The organism is Caulobacter sp. ALps2, assembly GCF_058681635.1.
In genome coordinates, this window is sequence record NZ_CM178743.1 from 1,840,489 (window position 1) to 1,855,269 (window position 14,781).

Below are 14,781 nucleotides of genomic sequence, written 5' to 3' on the forward strand. Positions count from 1 at the left end.
AATGGGGGTCACGTCAGCATCAAGGCTGCAAGAAATTGAAGCCGACTCCTTTGCGGGTGAGTTTCTGCTGCCAAGCTGGCTTATCGTCCATCACGCCAAGGCGCAGTCATGGTCCGCCGCTGATCTTGGCGTGCCCCACATTGCCTACCAATTGTCGTTACGCTGCGGCACGAGCTACGACGCGACAGTGAGGGCGCTGTTTCGCAATCGAATAATCGACGGCAACCAGTCAGCAGCCGCACTTGATGTAAAGCCCAAGCTCATCAAACGAGCGATCCGCCGAAGCGACGACTGGTCCAGTCCGTGGTCTGATGCATGGCTGCTCAGCGAGCGCGACGTGAAGCAAGATAGCCTTCCGGTTACGGCAGGGGACCTAATTGGAGTGCAGCTCACGCAGAACGCTGGCAGCGGTTTTTTACAACGCCCTCAACTCCCTTACCCGGGCGCGCTCACCCCGATCGCTGACTGGACCGATGTTGATGACACGACCGTTGGCCAGCCTGGCCTGAAGACCTTTGTTCTTCGGGCGGAAGCCCAGGGGCCGGTGAAGTTTGGGTTCTCACACGGGCGCCCCTGGGATTCTGGTCAACAAGTCTCTGAGTTCCACCTCACGATCAAGGAGCGGGAAGAAGGACTGTCGCGCGCTAACCGCGCTCACCTGGGCATGGAAGCTGCATAGCGTGGATTTCGATCTATCGAGTCAGCTTGGACCCGCACGAGATCAGGGACCTCGTCCCACTTGTCTTTCGTTTGCCCTAAGCGATTGCCACCGCGTAAAGCGAGCCTGCACCGACGACCTATCTCCCGAGTGTCTTCACTCATTAGCGTCTGCGGAGATGGGGCATTCAGGAAACCAGGCAATCAGCTTGTCCTCAGCTCTCCACACACTTCATGAAAGTGGCCAAACATACGAGCATGACTGGCCGTATGGGGGAGTAGTTAAATCGGGGCTTGAAAAGCCGTTTTACACGAGCTGCTCAGATGCTTTCAGCTTCGATGAAGCCCGTATAGTTGAGCTATTGAAGAATATGCGATCAGTAGTGGTCGCCTTGGAAATTGGGGAAGAGTTTTTTCTCGCTGCCCCCTCGGGATTTTTGTCCAGCAAAGATCGCAGACCAACTGAAGCCCGGCACGCTATGTTAATCGTTGGATCAAAGGTAGTTGCGGGCAATCGCCTGTTTCGACTCCGAAATTCATGGGGAGCGGATTGGGGCGACGGAGGAAGTATTTGGGTACATTGGAGTTATATTTCTGGCGGTATCTTTATTGAACTTTCGGGGGCTTCATGATCGATAATTTTTCCACCCTGTCAGATAGCGTTAGTATATCTGAGGCATGGCTCAAGGCCGTGCGCCTGCTGCGGGAGAAGAAAGGTCAGGCTTATAACTTGATTTACAGTGTCTCCAACCCGGGAGAATTTTCTTATGAAGACTCCTCGGTGATTTCAAAATTTGATGACTTTGCAAATATTTCCGATATAAATACTGTTACCGCCACGGCGAACACGATATTTCCGCTCGACTTTTACATTAAAAACAAGCGAGAGGGATTGTTTTCGCGATACGATGTCGAAATATACCCCAAAGTGAAAAAGCAATGGGGTAATTATTTCGACAGGATCACCAGAAGAAGAGACCTAAAAGGAAAGCCAATGGTTGATGGTCAGGGCGTGATCATTAATCCGCTCTCTACATTGGTGGATAAGGTTAAGCGTCGGGTTTCAACCGGGTTGGGCAGCAAAACGCACTACGAGCTTGCGATAGCTGACGAGGCATTCGAGCTCACAACTTACTTGCCTGAAAAAGATAAGAATTATCCAAGGGGCGGACCATGCTTAAGCCACCTTTCAATCAAGGTGGATGATGAGGCAAAGGTGCGCCTAACTGCCTTCTACCGATCGCATTATTACGTCGAAAAGGCGCTCGGAAACTTGGTTGGCTTGGCCCGCCTTCAAGCCTTCATCGCTCTTGAGGCCGGGGCGGAAATTGGCCCACTGACGTGCATCGCCTCTCAGGCGATACTTGAGGCACATGTAGGCGGCAGCAACGCTGGCGCGGTATCGGCATTTCTGGCTGACTGCGGAGCCTAGGCTTCAGCTAGAGCCATTAGCGGGAGCGTGCTTCGATCGTTATGGTCGAGATCCAGGATACGCTCCATCCCGCGAATGAAGTCTTTGGTACCGCCGTAGCTGGGATGCCGGACAGTTTCAAATTCCAGTCCAAGGTCCGCGAGCGCGTTCGCGGCATCATTGCCGATTGCAATGAGGGTTTTGGGCTGCACGTGTTCCATAAGTTCATGAATGCACCAAACAGTCTGCCTACGCTCGCTGGCGGTGTGCGACCGGTTCGACATTGGCTCATCGGGCAAGTGGGGGTGCAGCGGAAACGCATTCCAGAGGATCGGCGGCGCGGGCATGCGCTCGATGATGCTCCAAATCGTTGTTGCCGTGCGCTCCGCGACCGCCGGGCCGACCGTGGCTTTTCCCACTCGCGCATCTGGCATCAACTCACCGAACTTGTGCATTCGGGCCTCATCTGTGAGCGACAGGCCCGTCCGCCTTCCCCCGCGATAGCCAAGGTCCCGGCCGAACCAAATGCTGCTGGCGCCGTAAGCGCATGACGCACTGAGTATCGAGGAGAGATTGCCCCGCCGTATCGCAGCCGCTTCTTCGCTGTCGTGCAGAGGGCAGCGGTCGGAGTAGGGGTTAAAGACGTTCGCTAGGGACACCTCGGCAAGGCGCTGAACCAAGTTCTGGGTCCAGGATGACATTGCTAACCCTCCGAGGGGATGAATCGAATTTCGCGAGCCTCTAGGTTCATATCGACGCGCCCGCGTCGAGCGACTTTAAGTTGTCGAAAAGCCTCGTAGCCTTGAAGAATAGCCCGTTCCCAAGCCCAAAATGGCTGATCCTGAACTTCGTATCCTCTAACAAACTCCTTAATCGTCTTAAGTATCATATAGTCAACCCGCTTTACCCCCTCAAAATAATGCGGTTTTGCCTGATTAAATACCCAGGTAGAAATTCCCTCTTCAATCAGAATGGCGCGGGCTCCGTCCTCGTTCTCATCAAGACGGGGAACGCTCTTCCTTTTCGCTTTCAGAAGAGCTCTCAACACTGGAGACCAGCCAAGATTTGCAGCAAATGCTAGGTGGAAAACGTCGTGAAATCGGTAATCATCTTCCTCGCCGATGTTGTCCGTCAACGGATCTCCGACTTTGATAGTGAAGACCTTCTGGATGACGTACTTTTTGCTACCGATCTTTGTCTCCTCAAAATCGAAGGACATGATTTTTGGTAGTTTTTCGTCAGCTCTGAGCTGTTCCCCGGATTTCAGTTTCCGTTCGTCATACAATGCTAGGGGGATCTTCTCAGTCGGAAAACGGGAGGTGCTCTTCTCCGAATTATGCCGCGCGGCGTTTGCAATGCTCACGCCCTGGCTGACCATCGCGCGAATTGCGCTGGCCAACGCGGAGACCACATGGGGGCGCAATTCGGGTCCCAATTGACCCCGGCTCGCTGCATCAGCCAGCCGCCCCGCATCGCTAGCTGCCAACAGCCATGGGTCCTGTTCGGCGGTGCTGGGTTGCGCCTTTAACTGGCGCTGCAGATCCGCGAAAGGGGTGGTTTCCGCAACATCGAAACCGACTGCGTCAGTCAGCAGCGTATGGAACGGAGAGCCAATGCTCTGACCGAGCGCCGCGAAGTACCAAAGCAGGTCGCCAGCTTCCTCGACCAACAAGGCCCGATAGGAAACATACCCCGGCCCTTCACGGATGCGCTTTTTAACTTCGCTGGTTAGTGAGCCTAGCTCGCCAAATATACCCAAGACGGCGATGCGGATCGCTTCCCGTTTCTGGCGACGATCTGTCCGTGCAACTTGAGCACTGAAGTCCGAGACTAGAAAAGCCATAAGATGACAACGCCCCCGCGCAACGACTCACACACTCGCGGCAAAAGTTGTCTTGCGCAAGGTTTCGCTCGGACGTTGCGATCTAGCCCTCAGCTAGACGGCCACTGAGAGCTTGTGTCGGTTGGAGGAAACGCCCGACCGTCCGAGTATCCCCCTCGAACCTGCCCCCGCTCGATCACTCCCCGCCGCCGCACCGGTCGCTGGCCATGCGCCCTTTCCTCGCGACGAGGTGGGTAGACTGTACAGGAGGTTTTGGAGGTGGGGATGGAGGGCGGTGAGTGCTCGTGCCTTTGATCACCCTCTCCCTCTGGGAGAGGGTTTCAACACCCATCCCCATCGACGCGCCCGCCGTCGATTTCACCCCGACCTCACATTTCCCTCATGCCGCTCAGGCGTCCCACCGCCCACGGTCCAGCCTCCTTCCACCCGAGGCCTCATCCATGACCACCGACATCCCCCTCAAGCGCGGCGGCCGCTGGACCCTGCTGGTCTGGATCGCCGCCGCCCTGCTGCTGCTGACCCCCGCCGTCGCCATGCGCTTCACTACGGAAGTCGCCTGGACGCCGTTCGACTTCGTGGTCTGGGGGGCGATCCTGGCCCTGGCCTGCGGGACGTTCGAGCTGGCCGTGCGGGCGTCGGGCAGCCTGGCGTTCCGGGCCGGTGTCGCCGTGGCGGTCGCCATCGCCTTCCTGGTCATCTGGGTCAGCGGGGCGGTGGGGATCATCGGCGACGAGGACAGTCCAGCCAATCTGATGTTCGGCGGCGTCGTGCTGGTCGCGGCCGCCGGCGCCTATGTCGGGCGGTTCAAGGCGGCGGGGCTGGCGCGGGCCATGGTCGCGGCGGCGTTCCCGCAGGCCGTGGTGGCGATCATCGCCCAGCTGATCGGCTCGTTCGAAGGCTTTGTCGCCAGCGGGATCCTCACCGGCGCCTGGCTGCTCGCGGCCTGGCTGTTCAACCGGGCGGCGCGGGCGGAAGCCGCCTAGGGGCCCATCCTTTCGGTCTTCACGAAGTCGACGAAGGCCCGCAGCGGGGCGGGCATGTGGCGGCGGCTAGGATAGTAGAGATAAGGGCCGCTGAACGGCGGCAGCCAGTCGTCCAGCACGCTTTCCAGCCGTCCCGCCGCGATCGGCTCGGCCACGAAGTCCTCGAAGGTGGCCAGCAGGCCCACGCCCGCCTCGCAGGCGGCCAGCTCCAGGTCGAGATTGGTGCTGGTCAGCCGGGCGGGCGGATCCAGGCGGATCGTCTGGCCGTCCTTCTCGAACTCCCAGGCATAGGTCGCGCCGCTGGGAAAGCGGTGCCGGATGCTGGCGTGGTCCAGGACGTCGCGCGGATGGGCGGGCCGGCCGTGGGCGGCGAAATAGGCCGGCGAGCCGACCAGCACGAACCGCTGCGGCCCCGACAGCGGCACGGCGATCATGTCCTTCTCCAGCCGCTCGTCATAGCGCACCCCGGCGTCGTAGCCGGCGGCCAGCACGTCGATGAAGCTGTCCTCGGCGATGATCTCGACCGACACGCCGGGGTTCTGGGCCAGGAACCGGGGGATCAGGCGCGGCATCACCACCTTGGCCACGACCAGCGGCACGTTCAGGCGCAGGGCGCCGGTCGGGCTGTCGCGGAAGGCGTTGACCTCGTCCAGCGCCAGGGCGACGTCGGCAAGAGCCGGGGTCAGGCGCTCCAGCAGCTTCTGGCCGGCCTCGGTGGGCGTGACGCTGCGGGTGGTGCGGTTCAGGAGGCGCACGCCCAGCCGGGTTTCCAGCCGCCGCACCGCCTCGCTCAGTGACGAGGCCGAGACGTTGCGCAGAGCCGCCGCGGCGCGGAAGCCGCGCGCCTGGGCCACGGCCGTGAAGGCGTCGAGATCGGCGAAGTCGGCATGCTGCATTGTGCGAAATTCCGAACGGCCCGTGCGGACCTTGTCGGATTATCGCACGGCGCGCCGAGGCGCATAACCCTCTCCACCAACCCGGAGAGATCCCCATGAAGACCCGCAAACTCGGCAAGACCGGCCCCGTCGTTTCCGCCTTCGGCCTCGGCTGCATGGGCATGTCCGACATGTACGGCCCCAGCGATCGGGCCGAGAGCCTGGCCACCTTCGACGCCGCCGTCGAGGCGGGGGTGACCCTGATCGACACCGGCGACTTCTACGGCATGGGCCACAACGAGATGCTGATCGGCGAGGCGCTGAAGACCCACAAGCGCGACAAGCTGGTGCTCAGCGTCAAGACCGGCGCCCTGCGCGATCCCAACGGCCAGTTCCTGGGGTTCGACGGCCGCCCGGCCGCGATCAAGAACTTCCTGGCCTACAGCCTCAAGCGGCTGGGCGTCGACCATATCGACATCTACCGTCCCTCGCGCCTGGATCCGGCCGTGCCGATCGAGGACACGATCGGGGCGATCAGCGAGATGGTCCAGGCGGGCTATGTGCGCCACATCGGCCTGTCGGAAATGGGCTCGGAGACCATCCGCCGGGCCGCCAAGGTCGCGCCGATCGTCGACCTGCAGATCGAATATTCGCTGGTTTCGCGCGGCGTCGAGAAGGACATCCTGCCGACCCTGCGTGAGCTGGGCATCGGCATGACCGCCTATGGCGTGCTGTCGCGCGGCCTGATCAGCGGCCACTGGACCAAGGCCCAGGCGATGAATGCTCGTGACTTCCGCAACACTGGCCCGCGCTTCCAGGGCGACAATCTCGACGCCAATCTGGCGCTGGTCGAGGCCCTGCGCGCGGTCGCCGAGGCCAAGGGCGTGACCACGGCCCAGGCCGCCATCGCCTGGGTCGCCTCGCGTGGCGACGACATCATTCCGCTGATCGGCGCCCGCCGCCGGGATCGCCTGAGCGAGGCCCTGGGCGCGCTGGAGGTGAACTTCACCGCTGAAGACCTGGCCGCCATCGAGGCCGCCATGCCGGCGCAGGCGGTGGCGGGCACGCGCTACGCCACGGCGATGATGTCCCACCTGGACAGCGAACGCTGACCTCTTGCGTGACGGGCCGGGACCGTCGTCAGATGGAGGCCCCAGATGACGGCCCCAGATGAAGACGGAGTAGGCTTCATGTTCGAGTCCCGGCACATCAGCATCCGGATCCACAAGCCGGCGCGGGCGGTCTACGCCTTCACCAAGGATCCGGAGAGCTTCACGAAGTGGGCGGCGGGCCTGGCCTCGGGCCTGACCCGAGAGGGTGATCGGTGGGTCGCCCACGGTCCGGGCGGCGACGTCCATGTGAAGTTCTCACCGCCGAACGACTATGGCGTGCTGGACCACTGGGTGACCCTGCCCGACGGGACCGAGCTCTACATGCCGCTGCGGGTGGTGGCCAATGGCGACGGCGCCGAGGTCGGCATGACCCTCTACCGGCCGCCGGGCATGTTCGACGACGCGGCCTTCGATCGCGACGCCGCCGCCGTGGCGCGGGACCTGGCCAAGCTGAAGGCGCTGGTCGAGGCATGATCCGCCTGCGCCAGCCCGCGCCGGGGGACCTGGGCTGGATCATCCAGCGCCACGGCGCGCTCTACGCCGCCGAGGAAGGCTGGGACCATCGGTTCGAGGGCGTGGTGGCCGGGGTGGTCGCCGACTACGTCAAGACCTTCGACGTTGAGCGGGAAGCTTGCTGGATCGCCGAGCACGAGGGCCAGAAGGTCGGCTCGATCATGCTGGTCAAGGAGACCGACACGGTCGGCCGCCTGCGCCTGCTGCTGGTCGAGCCTTCGGCGCGGGGGCTGGGCGTCGGCGAGGCCCTGGTCGAGGCGTGCCTGGCGCGGGCGCGGGAGGCCGGCTATGGCGAGGTCGTGCTGTGGACCCAGGCCAACCTGCTGCCGGCCCGGCGGCTCTACGCGCGGTTCGGATTCCAGTTGGAGAAGAGCTGGGACTATGACGGCTTCGCCGAGGGGCTGGTGTCGGAGAGCTGGCGGTTGCGGTTCTAGCCGCCCAGATGGCCCTTCCACGCCTCCCGCAGCACCTTCTTGTCGATCTTGCCGGTCGCGGTCAGCGGCACCGGGGCGAACACGACATCGTCGGGCGTCCACCACTTGACGATCCTCGGCGCCAGATAGTCCAGCACCGCGGCTTTGGTCACCTCGAAGCCCTCATGCGCCTCGATGACCAGCAGCGGCCGCTCCTCCCACTTGGGATGCGGCACGCCGACCACGGCGGCGATCTTCACGCCGGGGCAGCCGACGGCGACGTTCTCCAGGTCGATGGAGCTGATCCACTCGCCGCCCGACTTGATGACGTCCTTCTGGCGGTCGGTGATGCGCATGAAGCCGTGGGCGTCCAGGGTGGCGATGTCGCCGGTGTCGAACCAGCCGTCCTCGCGGGCGGCGTCGGCGTCCTGGCGGAAGTAGCGCCGCACCACCCAGGGACCGCGCACCAGCAGGGCGCCAGAGGTCTCGCCGTCCCAGGGCGCATCGCCGCCGTCCTCGGTCTCGACCTTGAGTTCGATGCCGAACTGCAGCCGGCCCTGGCGGGTCCAGATGGCCTCGTCCATGGCCTCCTCGCCCAGGGCGGCGAGGGCGGGCGTGGGGGTGGCGACGACGCCGATCGGGCAGGTCTCGGTCATACCCCAGATCTGCAGCGTCTGGACGCCGTAGAGCCGCTTGAAGGCCTCCGCCATCGCGCGCGGCACGGCGCTGCCGCCGATGACGACCCGCTTCAGCGTGGTCGGCGAGGCGTCGTTCTTTTCCAGCCAGGCCAGGTACATGGTCCAGATGGTCGGCACGCCGCCGGTGAAGGTGACGCCCTCGCCCTCGATCAGCGCGTGCAAGGAGGCGCCGTCCATCTTGTCGGCCGGCAAAACGAGCTTGGCCCCGCACAGCGGCGCGCTGAACGGCAGGCCCCAGGCGGTGGCGTGGTAGAGGCTGGAACAGGGCATCACCACGTCGAAGGCCGTGAAGCCGAACGCGCTGTTCAGGCCGCCGGCCATGGCGTGCAGCACCACGGCGCGATGCGAATAGAGCACGCCCTTGGGATCGCCCGTCGTGCCCGAGGTGTAGCAGAGGAAGGCCCCGGCATTCTCGTCGAAGACCGGCCAGTCGATCGTTTCCGGCTCGCCGGCGATCAGGGCGTCGTATTCGTCCGACAGCATGACGAAGGTCTTCACCGTGGTCAGCCGCGGGGCGATCCGCGCGACCAGGGCCGCGAAATTGCGCTCGTAGAACAGCACGCCGCTTTCGGCGTGATTGATCGTGTAGACGATCTGCTCGTCGAAGAGCCGGGGATTGGCCGTGTGCAGCACCGCGCCGATGCCGGGGACGGCGTAGAACAGCTCCAGGTGCCGGTGGGTGTTCCAGGCCAGGGACGAGACGCGGTCGCCGGCCCTCACCCCGAGACGTCGCAGGGCGTGGGCCGCCTGGGCGGCGCGACGGGCCAGGCCGGCATAGTCGTAGCGGTGGAGCGGGCCGTCGACCTGGCGGGAGACGATCTCACGCGTCCCGTGAGCCTGGGCGGCATAGGTCAGGATGCCGCTGATCATCAGCGGCGTCGTCTGCATCAGGCCCTGGTTCATCGGCGCCTCCCAACGTTTCTTGTTGGGAGGAGCCTAGGGCCTGCAACGGTTGTTCGGGAAGGGGCTACAGCGCCGCCAGCACCGCGTCGCCCATCTGGGCGGTGGTCAGCGATCCGCCGAGGTCCTTGGTGCGGGCGCCGGCGTCGAGGGCCTTCTTCACCGCCGCCAGCAGGGCGTCGGCGGCCGGGGCCTGCTTCAGCGACCAGCGCAGGGCCATTTCGAACGACAGGATGGCGGCCAGCGGATTGGCCAGGCCCTTGCCGGCGATGTCGGGAGCCGAGCCGTGAATCGGCTCGTACAGACCCGGCTTGTCCGGATCGCCGATGGCCGCCGAGGGCAGCATGCCCAGTGAGCCGGTCAGCATGGCCGCGGCGTCCGACAGGATGTCGCCGAACAGGTTGTCGGTGACGATGACGTCGAACTGCTTGGGCGCGCGGACCAACTGCATGGCGCAGTTGTCGGCCAGGATGTGCTCCAGCTGGACGTCCGGATATTCGCGGGCGTGCAGCTCGGTGATGACCTGCTTCCACAGCAGGCCCGACTCCATGACGTTCGACTTCTCGGCCGAGTGGACCTTGTTGGTCCGGCCCCGGGCCAGCTCGAAGGCCACGCGGCCGACGCGTTCGATCTCGCTGGTCGTGTAGATGGCGGTGTCGAAGCCCTTCTTCTGGCCGTCGGCCAGGGTCTCGATGCCGCGCGGCTCGCCGAAATAGACTCCGCCGACCAGCTCGCGCACGAACATGATGTCCAGGCCCGAGACCAGCTCGGTCTTCAGGCTGGAGGCGCCGGCCAGGGCCTCGAAGCAGTAGGCCGGGCGCAGGTTGGCATAGACGTTCATCGCCTTGCGCAGGTTCAGCAGGCCGGCTTCCGGACGCAGGTGGCGCGGGGCGTTGGCCCACTGCGGACCGCCGACGGCGCCCATCAGCACCGCGTCGCTGGCGATGGCCTGGTCGCGCACCTCGTCCAGCAGCGGCGTCCCGTGGGCGTCATAGCTGGAGCCGCCATAGGGGGCTTCCGACACCTGGAGGTCCGGGGTGAGGGCGGCCGCCACGCGGCGCACCTGCGCGCAGACTTCAGGACCGATGCCGTCGCCGGGCAGGAGGAGCAGGGTGGACATGAAGGGTTCTCTCTTCAGATCTTGCGATAGGCGGAAACGTCGAACGACGACAGGTCGCGGCCGTGCACGCCCAGTTCGGCGCAGGCGGCGCGCCAGGCGGCCATGTGCGCGGTCGCGCGGTGGAATTCCAACGCGGTCTCGCTTTCGAAATGTTCGTAGACGCGGATCAGGCCTGGATCGAGCGGATCCTCGGTCAGGGCGTAGTCCAGGCAGCCCGGCTCGGCGCGCGTGCCCTCGACCTGGGCGCGGAGATGCGGGCGCAGCTCGGCCAGGCGCTCGGGGGCGATGCGGATCGTGCCGGCGAGGATGAGGGTCATCTCGGAATCTCCCCCTTCCCCCTTTGATGGGGGAAGGGTCGGGGATGGGGGGGAAAGCCTGTCAGGGTTTAGCGCGGCCGAACCGCCGCATCACCCCCCCCCTGCCCTTCCCCATCAAGGGGAGGGGAGGCTGTTCAGGCTTCCAGCCAGGGCTGGCTGATCGCGCGCTTGCTCTCATAGACGTCGATATCGCCGCCGTGCATCAGGGTCTCGCCGATGGCGTCGAGGCCCTTCAGCATCTTCTCTTTCCGCACCGGATCGATGTCGAAGCCGATCGACTTGCCCGACGGCGAGACCACGGTCTGGGTCTCCAGGTCGACGCTGACCATGTGGTTGCCGCCCTTGGCCTCGTCCATCAGTAGCGACAGGTCCTCGGGGCTGACCACCACCGGCAGCAGGCCGTTGTTGAAGCAGTTGTTGTTGAAGATGTCGGCGAAGCTGGTCGAGATCACGCACATGATCCCGAAGTCCATCAGGGCCCACGGGGCATGCTCGCGCGAGCTGCCGCAGCCGAAGTTGTCACCGGCGATCAGCACGCTGGCGTTCTTGTATTCCGGCTTGTTCAGGACGAAGTCGCTGATCTCCTTCCCGTCGCCGTCGAAGCGGAAATCGTAGAACAGGCCCTTGGCCAGCCCTTCGCGCTCCACGGTCTTGAGGAACTGCTTGGGGATGATCTGGTCGGTGTCGATATTGGCCAGCTCCAGCGGAGCCGCGCGGCCGTCGAGGCGGGTGAAGGCGCGCATCAGGCGGTCTCCTCCAGGAATGTCCGCACGTCCACCAAGTGGCCGGCGATCGCCGCCGCCGCCGCCATGGCCGGCGAGACGAGGTGGGTGCGGCCGGCGCGGCCCTGGCGGCCTTCGAAGTTGCGGTTGCTGGTCGAGGCGCAGCGCTCCTGCGGGGCCAGCTTGTCGGGGTTCATCGCCAGGCACATCGAGCAGCCGGGTTCGCGCCAGTCGAAGCCGGCGGCCTTGAAGATGGCGTCCAGGCCCTCTTCCTCGGCCTGTTCCTTCACGAGGCCCGAGCCGGGCACGACCATGGCCTTGACGTGCGGGGCCACCAGGCGGCCGTGCAGGAAGGCTTCCTGCACCACGGCGGCGGCGGCGCGCATGTCCTCGATGCGGCTGTTGGTGCACGAGCCGATGAAGACGCGGTCGATGCGGGCTTCCGAGATCGGTTGACCAGCGGTCAAGCCCATATAATCGAGCGCCCGGTGGGCGGCAGCGCGCTTGTCGGGCGTGGCGAAGCTTTCCGGATCGGGGACGGCGCCAGTGACCGGGATGACGTCCTCGGGGCTGGTGCCCCAGGTGACCATCGGGACCAGGGCCGCGCCGTCGATGACCACGGTGCGATCGTAGACGGCGTCGTCGTCGGTGAAGAAGGTCTTCCAGTGGCTGAGCGCCATGTCCCAGGCCGCGCCCTTGGGGGCGGCGGGCTTGCCCTGGATATAGGCGAAGGTCTTGTCGTCCGGGGCCACCAGGCCGGCCTTGGCGCCGCCCTCGATGGTCAGGTTGCAGAGGGTCATGCGGCCCTCCATCGACAGTTCGCGCACGGCCTGACCGGCGAACTCTATGACATAGCCGGTGCCGCCGGCGGTGCCGATCTCGCCGATCACGGCGAGAGCGATGTCCTTGCCGGTGACGCCGGGGCGGAGGCTCCCGTCGACGCGGACCAGCATGTTCTTGGCCTTCTTCTGGCGCAGGGTTTGCGTCGCCAGGACGTGCTCGACCTCGGACGTGCCGATGCCGTGGGCCAGGGCCCCGAAGGCGCCGTGGGTCGAGGTGTGGCTGTCGCCGCAGACGATGGTCATGCCCGGCTGGGTGCGGCCCTGCTCGGGACCGACCACGTGGACGATGCCGTTGCGGATGTCGCCCATCGGGAAGAATTCGATGCCGTTGTCGGCGACGTTGCGGGCCAGCGTCTTGAGCTGCAGGCGCGCCTCCTCGTCCGCCACCGCGTCGACGCCAAGGGCTTGGCCCTCGGTCGGAATGTTGTGGTCCGCCACCGCCAGCGTGCGGTCGGGACGACGCACCTTGCGGCCGGCCGCGCGAAGGCCGGCGAAGGCCTGCGGGGTGGTCACCTCATGGATGAGGTGCAGGTCGATGTAGAGGATCGCTTCGCCGTCCTGTTCGTTGACGACGTGAGCGTCCCAGATCTTGTCGTAGAGGGTCTTGGATGTGCGGGTCATAGCGCCCCGCATCTAGGCCTTCGCGAGGGGCGCGTAAAGCGAGGAAACGCCCAGAATCCTTTGTTCGATCGCTGTCTGGCGATCGTTCGTGCCCCTTCGTGGCGTCGTGAAGCTGGTACCGCGCATGTTTTTTTCACCAGCGGCGCAACTGAGCGAGGACGAGCGCGAGCGCGGCCTGCGGCATCTGGTCCTGGAGGCGGGGTTCTCCAACGCCTGCACGGCGGTGACCAGCGGGGTGATCCTGACGGCCTTCGCCCTGCACCTGGGCGCCTCCAACACCACGATCGGCCTGCTGGCCGCGGCGGCCTTCTGGGTGCAACTGCTGCAAGCGCCCGGCGTGTTGCTGGTCGAGAAGCTTCGCACCCGCAAGCGTATCGCCATCCTGGCCAGCCTGGTCAGCCGCTGCGCCCTGGCCGGCATGGCGCTTCTGGCGCTGGCCCCCAGCGCGGGCGGAGCGACCCTGGCGGCGCTGGTGGCGTTGCAGGTGTTCTATGGCGGCGTCGCCACCTTCGGCGGCTGCGCGTGGAACGCCTGGGTGCGTGACCTGGCGCCAGAGCAGCGCCTGGGCCAGATTTTCGCCAAGCGAACCATCAACGCCACCATCGTCGCCCTGATCGCCAGCCTGGTCGCCGCCTTCGCCCTGGACCGCGCGCCCGAGGGGTCGAGCTGGCGGCCGACGGCCTTCGCGGGGCTTTATCTGTTCGGCTTCGTGATGGGGCTGCTGAGCTGCCGCGAGTTGGCCCTGACGCCCGAGCCGCGCATGCTGGCCCCGACCGAGACCGTCCGCCTGCTGCCGCTGCTGAAGGCCCCGCTGAAGGATCAGAACTTCCGGCGACTGATCGTCTTTCTGGCCAGCTGGCAGTTCGCTGTGAACCTGGCCACGCCGTTCTTCACGGTGTTTTTCGTCAAACAGCTGGGCTTGGACATCACCTTCGTCGTCATCCTCGGCGTGGTCAGCCAGGCGACCAACGTCCTGGCGTTGCGCAGCTGGGGCCTACTGTCGGACCGCTTCGCCAACAAGTCGGTGCTGGCCGTGGCCGCGCCCCTGTTCATCCTGTGCATCGCCGCCATGGTCGGAGCCTCGCAGATCCAGGAGCGGGCCTGGGTCATGGCCTATCTGGTGGGGCTGCACGCCCTGATGGGCCTGGCCACGGCCGGAGTGACCCTGTCGTCGGGCAATATCGCCATGAAGCTGTCGCCGCGCGGCTCGGCCACGGCCTATATCGCGACCAACGCCCTGATCAGCTCGGCCGCCGCCGGTCTGGCGCCGGTGCTGGGCGGGGTGTTCGCCGACTTCTTCGCGGCGCGACGGCTGGAGATCCTGCTGCGCTGGACCAGTCCCGGCGACGTACTGACCCTGGCGCCGTTGCGGGTGTCCAACTGGGACTTCTACTTCCTGATCGCTTTCGTCCTCGGGCTCTACGCCCTGCACCGCCTGTCGCTGGTCAACGAGGCTGGCGAGGTCGACAGCAAGGCCATGGTCGGCGAGGTGCTCGCCCAGGCCCGCCGTGAGGTCCGCAACCTGTCGCCGATCGCGGGCCTCAAGCTGCTGACCGACGTCCCCGCCGCCCTGCTGCGCGACGCCCGGGTGCAGCGCCGCCTGGGCCGGGCCCGCGAGAGCCAGGCCGAGCGTGACGCCGAAAAGGTTCGTCGCGGTGGCAGGCGCGGGATCAGCAAAGCATCTTGAAACGACATAGGGCGCGCCAGTGGTTTCGGCGCGCCCTAGCATCATTCTTTGCTTCCGGGGGCCGATG

Annotated in this window: 16 protein-coding genes and 1 pseudogene; 9 read left to right on the forward strand and 8 right to left on the reverse strand. The window is 65.0% G+C overall.

The window, feature by feature from the left end:
* The first annotated feature begins 1 nt into the window (after position 1).
* From ACW173_RS08790 to ACW173_RS08800, 3 genes are read left to right on the forward strand one after another with little or no spacing between them, the layout of a single operon-like run.
* The gene (locus tag ACW173_RS08790; protein WP_492084641.1) at positions 2-679 is read left to right on the forward strand and encodes a hypothetical protein; all 678 of its coding nucleotides are present in this window, start codon (positions 2-4) and stop codon (positions 677-679) included.
* 1 nt (position 680) lies between these two features.
* On the forward strand, positions 681-1,289 hold the full coding sequence (locus tag ACW173_RS08795; RefSeq protein WP_492084643.1) for a C1 family peptidase: 609 nt from the start codon (positions 681-683) through the stop codon (positions 1,287-1,289).
* Entirely contained in the window at positions 1,286-2,089 is an 804-nt protein-coding gene (locus tag ACW173_RS08800; protein WP_492084644.1) for a hypothetical protein, read from the forward strand. The genes ACW173_RS08795 and ACW173_RS08800 overlap by 4 nt, the downstream gene beginning before the upstream one ends.
* Here ACW173_RS08800 and ACW173_RS08805 read toward each other — a convergent pair.
* Complete coding sequence (locus tag ACW173_RS08805) at positions 2,086-2,523, reverse strand: uracil-DNA glycosylase (RefSeq protein ID WP_492084646.1); 438 nt, start codon at positions 2,521-2,523, stop codon at positions 2,086-2,088. The two genes, ACW173_RS08800 and ACW173_RS08805, sit on opposite strands and share 4 nt — an antisense overlap.
* 248 nt (positions 2,524-2,771) lie before the next feature.
* Entirely contained in the window at positions 2,772-3,911 is a 1,140-nt protein-coding gene (locus ACW173_RS08810; protein ID WP_492084647.1) for a hypothetical protein, read from the reverse strand.
* A gap of 133 nt (positions 3,912-4,044) precedes the next feature.
* On the opposite strand from ACW173_RS08810, the pseudogene ACW173_RS08815 reads away from it, so the two are divergent.
* Together ACW173_RS08815 and ACW173_RS08820 are read left to right on the forward strand one after the other, a co-directional pair.
* Positions 4,045-4,148, forward strand: a pseudogene (locus ACW173_RS08815) (hypothetical protein); the annotation flags it as partial.
* 203 nt (positions 4,149-4,351) lie between these two features.
* The gene (locus tag ACW173_RS08820) at positions 4,352-4,894 is read left to right on the forward strand and encodes a hypothetical protein (protein WP_492084649.1); all 543 of its coding nucleotides are present in this window, start codon (positions 4,352-4,354) and stop codon (positions 4,892-4,894) included.
* On the opposite strand, the gene ACW173_RS08825 is transcribed toward ACW173_RS08820, so the two are convergent.
* On the reverse strand, positions 4,891-5,790 hold the full coding sequence (locus tag ACW173_RS08825; protein ID WP_492084650.1) for a LysR family transcriptional regulator: 900 nt from the start codon (positions 5,788-5,790) through the stop codon (positions 4,891-4,893). The genes ACW173_RS08820 and ACW173_RS08825 overlap by 4 nt on opposite strands.
* Positions 5,791-5,885: 95 nt before the next feature.
* Between ACW173_RS08825 and ACW173_RS08830 the strand changes: the two genes are divergently transcribed.
* The 3 genes from ACW173_RS08830 (at position 5,886) to ACW173_RS08840 (ending at position 7,828) form a co-directional block, all read left to right on the forward strand.
* Positions 5,886-6,881, forward strand: coding sequence for an aldo/keto reductase (locus ACW173_RS08830; RefSeq protein WP_492084652.1), 996 nt, complete (start codon positions 5,886-5,888; stop codon positions 6,879-6,881).
* A 78-nt stretch (positions 6,882-6,959) separates the two neighbouring features.
* Positions 6,960-7,355, forward strand: a complete 396-nt coding sequence (locus ACW173_RS08835) for an SRPBCC family protein (RefSeq protein ID WP_492084653.1) — start codon at positions 6,960-6,962, stop codon at positions 7,353-7,355.
* Positions 7,352-7,828 carry a GNAT family N-acetyltransferase gene (locus ACW173_RS08840; RefSeq protein WP_492084654.1) on the forward strand — a complete coding sequence of 159 codons (477 nt, stop codon included), beginning with the start codon at positions 7,352-7,354 and terminating at the stop codon, positions 7,826-7,828. Before ACW173_RS08835 ends, ACW173_RS08840 begins: the two co-directional genes overlap by 4 nt.
* Here ACW173_RS08840 and ACW173_RS08845 read toward each other — a convergent pair.
* The 5 genes from ACW173_RS08845 to leuC form a co-directional block, all read right to left on the reverse strand.
* On the reverse strand, positions 7,825-9,408 hold the full coding sequence (locus ACW173_RS08845; RefSeq protein WP_492084656.1) for a long-chain fatty acid--CoA ligase: 1,584 nt from the start codon (positions 9,406-9,408) through the stop codon (positions 7,825-7,827). The genes ACW173_RS08840 and ACW173_RS08845 overlap by 4 nt on opposite strands.
* Positions 9,409-9,472: 64 nt before the next feature.
* The gene (gene leuB / locus ACW173_RS08850) at positions 9,473-10,525 is read right to left on the reverse strand and encodes a 3-isopropylmalate dehydrogenase (RefSeq protein ID WP_492084657.1); all 1,053 of its coding nucleotides are present in this window, start codon (positions 10,523-10,525) and stop codon (positions 9,473-9,475) included.
* A 14-nt stretch (positions 10,526-10,539) separates the two neighbouring features.
* On the reverse strand, positions 10,540-10,842 hold the full coding sequence (locus tag ACW173_RS08855; RefSeq protein ID WP_492084659.1) for a putative quinol monooxygenase: 303 nt from the start codon (positions 10,840-10,842) through the stop codon (positions 10,540-10,542).
* Between the two features lie 134 nt (positions 10,843-10,976).
* Entirely contained in the window at positions 10,977-11,585 is a 609-nt protein-coding gene (gene leuD, locus ACW173_RS08860) for a 3-isopropylmalate dehydratase small subunit (RefSeq protein WP_492084661.1), read from the reverse strand.
* A complete protein-coding gene (gene leuC, locus ACW173_RS08865; RefSeq protein WP_492084663.1) occupies positions 11,585-13,027 on the reverse strand; it encodes a 3-isopropylmalate dehydratase large subunit in 1,443 nt (480 codons plus the stop codon). Before leuC ends, leuD begins: the two co-directional genes overlap by 1 nt.
* A gap of 124 nt (positions 13,028-13,151) precedes the next feature.
* Between leuC and ACW173_RS08870 the strand changes: the two genes are divergently transcribed.
* A complete protein-coding gene (locus ACW173_RS08870) occupies positions 13,152-14,714 on the forward strand; it encodes an MFS transporter (protein WP_492084665.1) in 1,563 nt (520 codons plus the stop codon).
* Positions 14,715-14,781 lie beyond the last annotated feature (67 nt).

Excerpts from the sequence above, each read along its gene's own strand:
- ACW173_RS08790 (WP_492084641.1), top strand. The coding sequence starts at position 2 with ATGGGGGTCACGTCAGCATCAAGGCTGCAAGAAATTGAAGCCGACTCC.
- ACW173_RS08800 (WP_492084644.1), top strand. The coding sequence starts at position 1,286 with ATGATCGATAATTTTTCCACCCTGTCAGATAGCGTTAGTATATCTGAG.
- ACW173_RS08805 (WP_492084646.1), bottom strand. The coding sequence starts at position 2,523 with ATGCACAAGTTCGGTGAGTTGATGCCAGATGCGCGAGTGGGAAAAGCC.
- ACW173_RS08810 (WP_492084647.1), bottom strand. The coding sequence starts at position 3,911 with ATGGCTTTTCTAGTCTCGGACTTCAGTGCTCAAGTTGCACGGACAGAT.
- ACW173_RS08820 (WP_492084649.1), top strand. The coding sequence starts at position 4,352 with ATGACCACCGACATCCCCCTCAAGCGCGGCGGCCGCTGGACCCTGCTG.
- ACW173_RS08825 (WP_492084650.1), bottom strand. The coding sequence starts at position 5,790 with ATGCAGCATGCCGACTTCGCCGATCTCGACGCCTTCACGGCCGTGGCC.
- ACW173_RS08830 (WP_492084652.1), top strand. The coding sequence starts at position 5,886 with ATGAAGACCCGCAAACTCGGCAAGACCGGCCCCGTCGTTTCCGCCTTC.
- ACW173_RS08835 (WP_492084653.1), top strand. The coding sequence starts at position 6,960 with ATGTTCGAGTCCCGGCACATCAGCATCCGGATCCACAAGCCGGCGCGG.
- ACW173_RS08840 (WP_492084654.1), top strand. The coding sequence starts at position 7,352 with ATGATCCGCCTGCGCCAGCCCGCGCCGGGGGACCTGGGCTGGATCATC.
- ACW173_RS08845 (WP_492084656.1), bottom strand. The coding sequence starts at position 9,408 with ATGAACCAGGGCCTGATGCAGACGACGCCGCTGATGATCAGCGGCATC.
- leuB (WP_492084657.1), bottom strand. The coding sequence starts at position 10,525 with ATGTCCACCCTGCTCCTCCTGCCCGGCGACGGCATCGGTCCTGAAGTC.
- ACW173_RS08855 (WP_492084659.1), bottom strand. The coding sequence starts at position 10,842 with ATGACCCTCATCCTCGCCGGCACGATCCGCATCGCCCCCGAGCGCCTG.
- leuD (WP_492084661.1), bottom strand. The coding sequence starts at position 11,585 with ATGCGCGCCTTCACCCGCCTCGACGGCCGCGCGGCTCCGCTGGAGCTG.
- leuC (WP_492084663.1), bottom strand. The coding sequence starts at position 13,027 with ATGACCCGCACATCCAAGACCCTCTACGACAAGATCTGGGACGCTCAC.
- ACW173_RS08870 (WP_492084665.1), top strand. The coding sequence starts at position 13,152 with ATGTTTTTTTCACCAGCGGCGCAACTGAGCGAGGACGAGCGCGAGCGC.